General features: G+C 71.6%; 10 protein-coding genes and 5 tRNA genes. 8 read left to right on the top strand and 7 right to left on the bottom strand.

The window, feature by feature from the left end; genetic code table 11:
- The coding region (locus JYK17_RS30150; protein WP_372465337.1) for an SCO7613 C-terminal domain-containing membrane protein at positions 1 to 1,524 on the top strand (1,524 nt) is incomplete at its 5' end.
- 188 nt (positions 1,525 to 1,712) lie between these two features.
- On the opposite strand, the gene JYK17_RS30145 is transcribed toward JYK17_RS30150, so the two are convergent.
- Positions 1,713 to 1,784, bottom strand: a tRNA-Val gene (locus JYK17_RS30145).
- A gap of 100 nt (positions 1,785 to 1,884) precedes the next feature.
- On the bottom strand, positions 1,885 to 2,388 hold the full coding sequence (locus tag JYK17_RS30140; protein WP_222811599.1) for a TIGR02611 family protein: 504 nt from the start codon (positions 2,386 to 2,388) through the stop codon (positions 1,885 to 1,887).
- A gap of 201 nt (positions 2,389 to 2,589) precedes the next feature.
- Here JYK17_RS30140 and JYK17_RS30135 point away from each other — a divergent pair, with 201 nt between their 5' ends.
- Positions 2,590 to 3,003, top strand: a complete 414-nt coding sequence (locus JYK17_RS30135; protein WP_004002642.1) for an SsgA family sporulation/cell division regulator — start codon at positions 2,590 to 2,592, stop codon at positions 3,001 to 3,003.
- 265 nt (positions 3,004 to 3,268) lie between these two features.
- Complete coding sequence (locus tag JYK17_RS30130; protein ID WP_108011505.1) at positions 3,269 to 3,829, top strand: CGNR zinc finger domain-containing protein; 561 nt, start codon at positions 3,269 to 3,271, stop codon at positions 3,827 to 3,829.
- Positions 3,830 to 3,902: 73 nt separating this feature from the next.
- On the opposite strand, the gene JYK17_RS30125 is transcribed toward JYK17_RS30130, so the two are convergent.
- Positions 3,903 to 4,055, bottom strand: a complete 153-nt coding sequence (locus tag JYK17_RS30125; RefSeq protein WP_164932292.1) for a hypothetical protein — start codon at positions 4,053 to 4,055, stop codon at positions 3,903 to 3,905.
- Positions 4,056 to 4,221: 166 nt separating this feature from the next.
- Entirely contained in the window at positions 4,222 to 4,665 is a 444-nt protein-coding gene (locus JYK17_RS30120) for a hypothetical protein (RefSeq protein ID WP_222811597.1), read from the bottom strand.
- 302 nt (positions 4,666 to 4,967) lie between these two features.
- On the opposite strand from JYK17_RS30120, the gene JYK17_RS30115 reads away from it, so the two are divergent.
- Positions 4,968 to 5,489, top strand: a complete 522-nt coding sequence (locus JYK17_RS30115; RefSeq protein WP_222811596.1) for a DsbA family protein — start codon at positions 4,968 to 4,970, stop codon at positions 5,487 to 5,489.
- 56 nt (positions 5,490 to 5,545) lie between these two features.
- Here JYK17_RS30115 and JYK17_RS30110 read toward each other — a convergent pair whose 3' ends face one another.
- Genes JYK17_RS30110 through JYK17_RS30100 form a run of 3 tightly spaced genes read right to left on the bottom strand, consistent with a single transcriptional unit; the run spans position 5,546 to position 8,391 of the window.
- Positions 5,546 to 6,370, bottom strand: coding sequence for a GNAT family N-acetyltransferase (locus JYK17_RS30110; RefSeq protein WP_222811595.1), 825 nt, complete (start codon positions 6,368 to 6,370; stop codon positions 5,546 to 5,548).
- A gap of 51 nt (positions 6,371 to 6,421) precedes the next feature.
- On the bottom strand, positions 6,422 to 7,243 hold the full coding sequence (locus JYK17_RS30105) for an aminotransferase class IV (protein WP_222811594.1): 822 nt from the start codon (positions 7,241 to 7,243) through the stop codon (positions 6,422 to 6,424).
- Between the two features lie 11 nt (positions 7,244 to 7,254).
- Complete coding sequence (locus JYK17_RS30100) at positions 7,255 to 8,391, bottom strand: chorismate-binding protein (protein ID WP_108011517.1); 1,137 nt, start codon at positions 8,389 to 8,391, stop codon at positions 7,255 to 7,257.
- Positions 8,392 to 8,569: 178 nt separating this feature from the next.
- Here JYK17_RS30100 and JYK17_RS30095 point away from each other — a divergent pair.
- The 4 genes from JYK17_RS30095 to JYK17_RS30080 all read left to right on the top strand — a co-directional run bounded on the left by JYK17_RS30095 (position 8,570) and on the right by JYK17_RS30080 (position 8,923).
- Positions 8,570 to 8,642, top strand: a tRNA-Gly gene (locus JYK17_RS30095).
- A 39-nt stretch (positions 8,643 to 8,681) separates the two neighbouring features.
- Positions 8,682 to 8,755 (top strand) — tRNA-Cys (locus JYK17_RS30090).
- Between the two features lies 1 nt (position 8,756).
- Positions 8,757 to 8,828, top strand: a tRNA-Val gene (locus JYK17_RS30085).
- A gap of 26 nt (positions 8,829 to 8,854) precedes the next feature.
- Positions 8,855 to 8,923, top strand: a tRNA-Val gene (locus JYK17_RS30080).
- Positions 8,924 to 9,015 lie beyond the last annotated feature (92 nt).

The raw sequence follows: 9,015 nt of genomic DNA, 5'->3' as shown, positions 1-9,015 counted from the left end.
GCCGCGCGGTTGCCGGGCCGGGCCGTGGCGACGGGCAACGCCGTGGCGGGCGGTCTGCTCCTGGTCGCGGCGGCCGGTGGCGTGCTGCGGGCGTCGCTGCCCGGGGAGTGGACCGTGCCGACCTATCTGGCCTGCGGTGTCGCCCTGTCGACGGTGGTGCGGATGCGGCTCCCCGAGCCCGTGCGGCGCGGCGTCGTCCTGGCGGCCGGCGCCGTGCAGACGGCCGCCGTCGCCTGTGCGCTGCCGCTGGTCCTGGTCTCGCTGCTGGGTCCGCTCGGCTGGGCTGTCCAGCCGTGGTCCGGCGCACCGTCCGACACGCGTGCGGCGGTGAGCGTCCACGTGCCGTGGGCACCGCACTCCTGGCAGCTGCTCCTGGCTCCGGTGACCGTCGCGGCCGTACTCGCACTCCTGGCGCGAGCCGAGACCCGACGGCCGGGTGCCGCTACCGGCGCGGCATACCTGACCTGGGCCACCCTCATGGCCTTGCCCGCCGCCTTTCAACTCCCCTATGCAGCAGGCTTGTTGCTGCAGGGAGCGGCCGTCGCCACGGCCCTCGCGGCGGCGTCCGTGCGCTTCCTGCCCACGACGACCACCGCGCTCGCCCTGGGCGGCTCGGTCCCGCTCACCTTCCTCTCGCTGCCGTCCCAGACGGCCACGCTCGCGGTGCTGTCCGCTCAGACGGCGGCGCTCGCGGCCGCCTCGCTACGGCCGCACCTCGCGCCGGTCACCGCACCTGCCGCGCTGGTGTACGGCGCCGCGCTCGCGTGCGCGACGGGTGCGGCCGCGGGCTGGCAGGTGCAGCACACGGCGCTGCTGGTGCTCCTGGTTCCGGCGACCGCGGCCCTGCTCGCCGCTCGCCCGGCGGCGGCCCACGCGCGCGTGCCGGTCGAGATCACGGGAGCCGCCGCCGGACTGCTCGCCGTCGGCCTCGCGCTCACCGATGCGCCGATGCTCGCCCTGGTGCTGGCCCTGTGCACGGTGGTCGCGGCGGGCACGGCCGTACGCCCCGACCGGCGGTCCGTCGGATACGCGGCCGCCGCCCTGTTCCTGCTGGCCAGTTGGGTGCGGCTGGCGGCCTGGGACGTCGGTGTCGTAGAGGCGTACACGCTCCCGGCCACGGTCCCGGCGCTGTGCGTCGGCGCCTGGCGCAGGCACCGCGACCCCGAGGCCTCGTCCTGGACGGCGTACGGTCCGGGCCTTGCCGCCACCCTGCTGCCGAGCCTCGCCGCCGCCTGGAACGACGCGCACTGGACGCGCCCGCTGCTGCTGGGCGCGGCGGCCCTGCTGCTCACCCTGCTGGGCGCCCGCCACCGCCTGCGGGCACCCCTCGTGCTCGGTGGCTCGGTGCTCGTCCTCGACGCGCTGCGCGAACTCGCCCCGCCCCTGGTCCGGATGGCCGACGCGCTCCCCGGCTGGGTGCCGCCCGCCTTCGCCGGATGCCTGCTGCTGGTGCTCGGTGCGACGTACGAGCAGCGGATCCGGGATGTCAGGCGGGTGCGGGAGGCCCTGGGGAGGATGAGCTAGCGGAATGTTTCTCTTGTCGTACTTCCAAAGGGAATTGACGGCCTTTTGGAAAATGCCCGGCGCATTTACGCCGGAAGCCCGCGTCCGGAACTCCTCCCATAAAAAACGTAGTCCTGGAAGTCCGCCGATGACGGGGTGCGCACACGACGACGGCCCGCCTGCTCTCGCAGACGGGCCGTCGGTCCGGGTGGGCGATACTGGGTTCGAACCAGTGACCTCTTCGGTGTGAACGAAGCGCTCTCCCACTGAGCTAATCGCCCGGGCGCAGGAAGAAGATTACCCCATGTCAGGGGGTGCCTGTGACCAACGCGGACCAGCGCGGACCCACGCCGAACGGCTGCGGAACCCGCCCGATACCGATCACTGGTCCTTGATGTTCCACGGCATCACGACACCGAACTTCCAGAGGTAGACGCCGACCAAGGCGCCCACGATCACGAGGCCGATCACCGTGAGTGTGATGTTGCGGCGGCGCACCTTGGGGTCGAGGGCCTTCCGGGTCGCCTCGGTGACCTTGCGCTTCGTCCAGCGCAGCACCAGCTGGGCCCAGACGAACTCGGTGGCCCAGATGGCCATGCCGCCGAAGATCACGACCCAGCCGGGCCCGGGCAGCGGCAGCATGACGATGCCGGCGGCCACGACCGCGAGCCCGACGACGAAGACGCCGACCTGCCAGCTCAGATGCAGTGCGCGACTGCTCTTGATGAACGCGGGCGCCCTGGAGCCGAGCCCCTGCTCGCCGTGCGCATCGTGCTCGTTCGCCTTGTCCGCCCCACCCGTGTCCGCCGCGTCCGGCGTCGACTTGTCCGGTGCCACGGCGATCTCGCCCGCCCCGCTCTCGGTTCCGCTACTCCCCGTATTCATACGGCCAAACTTTACCTTGCTTTGCGCAACGGGAACCAGTCACCGGAATGGCCGTACCGCACGAAGATGCTCTCGGCCGGAAGAGTTACGTAAAGACACGCAAAACACTCAGAGGGGTTTACAACGGCACCGTAGGTGGCATGTCGATTTCGCCGACGTGCGAATCCCCGAGCGCACACTGAGCGAAAGGCCCTGGCGCTTATGAACACCACGGTCAGCTGCGAGCTGCACCTGCGCCTCGTTGTGTCGAGCGAGTCCTCCCTGCCTGTCCCCGCAGGCCTGCGGTACGACACGGCCGACCCCTACGCCGTGCACGCCACCTTCCACACCGGAGCCGAGGAGACCGTCGAGTGGGTGTTCGCCCGCGACCTCCTCGCGGAAGGCCTCCACCGGCCGACCGGCACCGGCGACGTCCGCGTCTGGCCGTCACGCAGTCACGGTCAGGGGGTCGTCTGCATCGCCCTGAGCTCTCCTGAGGGCGAGGCACTGCTCGAAGCCCCGGCGCGGGCGCTGGAGTCCTTCCTGAAGCGAACAGACGCCGCCGTGCCTCCCGGCACGGAACACCGGCACTTCGATCTGGATCAGGAGCTGTCGCACATCCTGGCGGAGAGCTAGGGCGAGGCACCTCGAAGCCGCCCGGCGCCGTCGACTCGGGGTGACGGCTCGGGCCAGAACAACTGCATACGGTACGCATCAGCGCCGCCACCGCGGCTTCGTCGCGGGGCGGCGCCGGTGTGTGCGACACGAGGCCGGGTGATCGCCCCGGCGGGGTCCGCTGCTGCCGCCGGGGCGGCACGACCGCCCGCAGCCGGGCGCCGAGCCACTACCATCGGCCAGCATGAGGCGGGCGCCCGCCCGACCCGAGGCCAGGGAGCTGAACGTGCTCATCACCCACGACACCCGGTGCGCGCTCGACACGGTGGTGGATCTGGTGAACACCGCGCCGGAGGACAACGCGGCACCGGACGGACTGCCGGACCTCGCGGCTCTCGAGGAGTTCGTACGCAACCACGAGATCAGCGACGTCGGGACGCTCTCGGAGTTCGACCTGTCGGCCGTGCGGAAGATCCGCGGGCGGTTCGCCTCGGTCTTCGCTGCGCCGGACGCCCGTAGCGCGGCCGGGCAGATCAACGACCTGGTCGCCGCCGCGGGCACCACCCCGCGCCTCACGGACCACGACGGCTACGACTGGCATGTGCACTACTTCGCGCCCGGTGCCTCCGTCACCGACCACCTCGCGGCCGACTGCGGGATGGCGCTGGCGTTCTTCGTGGTGGCCGGTGAGCAGGAGCGGCTGCGCCGCTGCGAGGCTCCCGACTGCCGGCGTGCCTTCGTCGATCTCTCCCGCAACCGCTCGCGGCGCTACTGCGACAGCCGCACCTGCGGAAACCGTCTGCATGTGGCGGCGTACCGGGCACGGCGCAAGGAGGCGGCGGGCTGACGTCACGCCCGGCCGACGCACTGGGATGTCGACGTGGTCCCCGGCGGGTGACGCCGAGGACCACGGGTACGGCTCACAGCAACAGCAGGTCGTGCAGCGCAGCCATGAGGAGCAGACACCCGATCACCGCTAGGAAGATCATCAGCGGTGGCTGGGAAAGGGCGAAAAGGCATCCACGCGGCTCATCCTTCGGCGGCGCGGCATCGCTCTGTGTCGTGTCCAGCATCTCGCGGCGATGATGACGCAGACTGCACGTCCCGCGCGATCAACACGCACGGATTGAGCGCCAGTTCTCCGGATTACGCGCAGACCGGTACTGGTCGTGATCACTTCGCGGCGCAGCGTTGATCCACTGTGTCGTTTCAGTCGTCCGGGACCTCACCCGACGGCGGTCATATGCCGTGCTTCTTCAGGATCGCCTCGATGTCGCTGAAGTCCTCCGACGAGTCGGAGCGGGGCGCGCTCGCGGGTTTGCTCGCCGCGCGGCTCCCCTGGCCGAGGGAGGGGGCCGAGGCGGCCGGGGCAACCGCTTCGCGCCGCTCGGCGGCCCTGGCCTGCCTGCGCTCCTTGCGGGTGCCGCCGCTGCGGCGCTCCACCGCGCGTGTGGTGGAGAACAGCAGCCAGGCGACGCCGAGCACGCCGAAGCCCGCCCAGGCCGTCGGACTGAAGGCGGTGTCCGCCAGCCACTGGACCGTGCCGGTCATCACCAGGCCCAGGGGCACGAGCGAATAGGCGGCCAGTCGGGCGGCGGAGAGGAAACGCTTGCGGTACGCCGTGACCGCAGCGATGCCCAGGCCCGCCGCGGCGACGGCGGAACAGACGGTCTCGGCAATCATCCGGTCCTCCAGGCAGGCTGGGTCGGGCAGGGACAGTTCGTCCCTTCCATCCTGCACCGCTCCGCCCCCGCGAGGCCATGGCCCGGGCGGACATCAGGGACATCTCCGGGTCGGATCCTCCGCAGGTGCCGGTCGCGGGCCCACCCCCGGGTGCAGATCGGCCTCGCCCCGGGTGCAGATCGCCCTCGTCCTCGGGTGCAGATCGGGGTCGCTCGCGGTGCGGATCGGGGTCATGCTCAGGGCGCGGGCCGCCGTCGCCGCCCGGCTTGGGTCGGCCAGGCCCGGACTGGGACACTGTGACCATGAGCGACTCCTCCCCCGCAGCGCCCGCCGTGCCCGTTCTCGAGGTCTGGTGCGAGCTCCAGTGCCCCGACTGCCGCAGCGCCCTGCGGGACCTGCGCGCACTGCGCGACCGCTACGGCGACCGGCTGGAGCTGCGGCTGCGGCACTTCCCGGCGGAGAAGCACCAGCACGCCTTCGCCGCGGCGCAGGCCGCCGAGGAGGCCTTCGAGCAGGGCAGGGGCTGGCCGTACGTCGAGGCCGTGCTGGAGCGGGTCGAGGAGCTGGACAGCAAGGGCGAACCCTTCCTGGTCGCGGTGGCCGGTGAACTAGGCCTCGACGCCGAGGAGTTCGACACCGCGCTGATCGACGGCCGGCACATCCTGATCGTTGACGCCGACCAGGCCGAGGGCAAGGCGATCGGCGTGACCGGGACGCCGACGTACGTCATCGGCGGGGAGCGCCTCGACGGCAGCAAGAGCCAGGAGGGGCTGCGCGAGCGGATCGAGGAGATCGCGGACCGGCTGCTTTCCGAGGCGGCATGAGCCCGGAGCGGGTGCTTCTGCCTCCGAGCAGCCCGCGCGGCTCAGCGCAGGTCGTCTCAGAGCAGGTTCTTGTACAGGACGTACCGCGTCGTCTCGTAGCCGAGTGACTCGTAGAGCCGTTCCGCCGGGATGTTGCCCGCGAACACATTGAGCCCGAGGACGCTCCGGCCTGCCTCGATGGCCTGGGCCTCCGCCAGGAGCATGAGCGTGCGGCCGCGTCCGTGGCCGCGGTGGGCGGCGTCGGCCTGGACGTCGTAGACGTAGGCCCTGTTCTCGGGCAGGGCGACCCAGAGGGTGCCCACCCGGGTTCCCTCGTGTTCGAGCACGCTGAAAAGCATGCCCTCGGTGGCGAGACCCTGCGGCAGGAGCGTCGCGTGGCCCCGCCGGGACATCTCGTGCGCATCGGCCTCGGGGACGCCCCGCTCGATCCACACGCGCGCGTACGCCTCCTTCTCGGCCGCGAGCCATTCCTCGAACTCGGGCTCGCTCATGGGACGGCCCGTGCTGCCGGGCGGCAGGGCGGGCGGGGTGGCGCCGAGCTGCTTCTCCATGCCGCGGTTGCGGTGGACGTAGCCGAGCGCCCCGGCGAGCCGCAGCGCTGTCTCGGCGTCGCCGGGAACCAGTGCCTCGATCTGCCGGCATCCCCAGCCGCGCGCCACCTCCTCCGCGGCGAGCGCGGCCACCGTGCCCCGGCCCCGGTGGCGGTCCGGCTCCTCGATGCGCAGATCGAGGATGCGGGCCACGGAGTCCGCGAACTGGGGCGCGGTGCCGAGACGGAGGGTGCCGACGGGACGGCTGTTCACGCACACCTGGTAGCGCCGCGAACGGGTCCCGTCCGCCGCGCGCTGGAGCGGCTCGGTCGGCCGCAGAGTCGTGGTCATCAGGGGAGTTCTACCCGCCGCACCCCACCGTGTCAGCCTGTTTTCCGCCGCTCACGGGTCCAGGTCGGCCGCGGACCGCTCGTCGAAGGCCCGCACGGCCTTGGCGGTCACCGGGCCGGGCGTGCCCGGCAGTTCGCGCCCGTCGACCCGGTGCACGGCCTGGATGTCGCGCAGGGAGGAGGTGAGGAAGACCTCGTCCGCGCGTTCCAGGACGTCCAGCGGCAGATCGGTCTCCTTCGCTCCGTTCCACTCGACGACCAGCGCGCGCGTGATGCCCGCGAGGCAGCCGGAGGCCACCGGCGGCGTGTGGATCTCGCCGTCGAGGACGACGAAGACATTGGAGCCGGTGCCCTCGCACAGCTGCCCGACCGTGTTCGCGAACAGGGCCTCGGACGCGCCGTGTTGGTGGGCCCGGGCGAGCGCGACGACGTTCTCGGCGTACGAGGTGGTCTTCAGGCCGGTCAGGGCGCCGCGTTCGTTACGGGTCCACGGGACGGTGATCACGGCCGTGGAGTCGGGGCGCCGGGTGGCCTCGCCGAGGGCGACCACGAGGGTCGGGCCGTGCTCGCCGCGGTCGGAGCCGAGCGGGCCGTGACCGCCGGTGTACGTGATGCGCAGCCGTCCGTACGGCATCGGGTTGGCCTCGAGGACGGCGGCGCAGGCGCGGCGCACCTCGTCGAGGTCGGGGTCGGGCAGACCGAGGCCACGCGCGGAGCGGGTCAGCCGGTCGAGGTGCCGGGTGAGCGCGAACGGTCTGCCCTGCACCGCCTTCACCGTCTCGAAGATGCCGTCGCCCACGGTCAGTCCGTGGTCGAAGACGGAGACGCGGGCGGACTCGGTGTCCTGTAGCCCGCCGTCGAGCCAGATCTTCACTGGTTCCTACCTCACAAGTCCGCGCCGGGTGTTTCGGATCGGCCGGGTGTCCGGCCCGCGGCGGAGCCGCCATGAGGTGCCACGTCCGCCGGGTCGGCACCGCGCGTCGCCGGTCCTTCGCCGCGCACCTCGTACGTCCCCGACGCTACCGCGAGCAGTCGGGACGCCTTCAGTTCGGTCTCGCGCCACTCCGCCTCGGGGTCGGAGCCCCATGTGATGCCTGCGCCGGTGCCGAAGCGCAGCGCACCCTCCGCCCGGTCGATCCAGAAGGTGCGGATGCCGACGGCGAGCTCGGCCGTCCCCCGGTCGGCGTCGACCCAGCCGATGCCGCCGCAGTACGGGCCGCGCGGTGCGCTCTCCAGCGCGTCGATGATCCGCAGGGCGCTCGACTTGGGCGCACCGGTGACCGAGCCGGGCGGGAAGGCGGCGTCCAGCAGGTCGGGCCAGCCGGCGCCCTCGCGCAGTTCGCCGCGCACCGTGGAGACGAGATGCACCAGGCCCGGGTGCTTCTCCACGGCGCACAGGTCGGGGACGGTGACGCTGCCGGTGGCGCAGACGCGCCCGATGTCGTTGCGGACCAGGTCCACGATCATCACGTTCTCGGCGAAGTCCTTCTCCAGCAGGTCCGCCTCGGTGCGTCCGGTGCCCTTGATCGGTCCGGACTCGACGACACGCCCGGTGCGGCGCAGGAAGAGTTCGGGCGAGGCGGTGGCGATCTCGACGCCGTGCCCGGGCAGCCGGATCGTTCCTGCGTACGGCGCCGGGTTGCCGCGCGCCAGCAGCGCGGTCAGCGCGTCCACGTCGGCGTCGGGCGCGATCGGAGCGGAGAGCACGCGGCACAGGTTCGCCTGGTAGACCTCGCCGGCCGCGATGAGTTCGCGGATGCGCCGTACGCCCGCCGTGTACGCGGCGCGGTCGAGCGAGGACGTCCAGTCACCGGCCGCCGGTCCCCGCCACCGGCCCGGCACCGGCGCGGGCACCCGCTCGTCGCGTACGTCCCGGAAGCGGGCACACGTCAACCGGCCCTCGAAATCGGCCACGACGGCCCAGAAGCCGGTGGAGTCGAGGGCCGCCGGATCTCCGGTGATGTCGATGAGGCCGGTGGCGACGCGGTCGCCGAAACGGGCCAGAGGAGGCAGGTCGAGCACGCAGTCGAGTCTAGGACGGGTGTCGTGAAGGCGACCCGGCCATGTCCCCTCGGCTGCCCCGGCCGCATCACTGAGCAGGTGCACCGCAGCACGCTGCGCAAACGCGTTTTTGTACTGGCTCGGGAATCCGCTAGAGTTCACCTCGTCGCCGGGACGCGCGAGCGGACCGAAACGACAGGCGGACGTAGCTCAGTTGGTAGAGCGCAACCTTGCCAAGGTTGAGGTCGCGAGTTCGAGCCTCGTCGTCCGCTCGAAGGATCGAGGGGATCTTCCCGACCCCCTGCACTCCTGGTGGAGTGGCCGAGAGGCGAGGCAACGGCCTGCAAAGCCGTCTACACGGGTTCAAATCCCGTCTCCACCTCCAAGGACGATTAGCTCAGCGGGAGAGCGCTTCCCTGACACGGAAGAGGTCACTGGTTCAAACCCAGTATCGTCCACTGAAGCCCCAGGGCTTCCACCCGCGCGAGTAGCTCAGCGGGAGAGCGCTTCCCTGACACGGAAGAGGTCACTGGTTCAATCCCAGTATCGTCCACTGAAGCCCCAGGGCTTCCACCCGCGCGATTAGCTCAGCGGGAGAGCGCTTCCCTGACACGGAAGAGGTCACTGGTTCAATCCCAGTATCGC

Source organism: Streptomyces plumbidurans, assembly GCF_019857225.1.
GTDB classification, from domain to species: domain Bacteria; phylum Actinomycetota; class Actinomycetes; order Streptomycetales; family Streptomycetaceae; genus Streptomyces; species Streptomyces plumbidurans.
The sequence above is the reverse complement of the archived record's forward strand: the minus strand, read 5'-3'. Positions and strand labels throughout refer to the sequence as shown.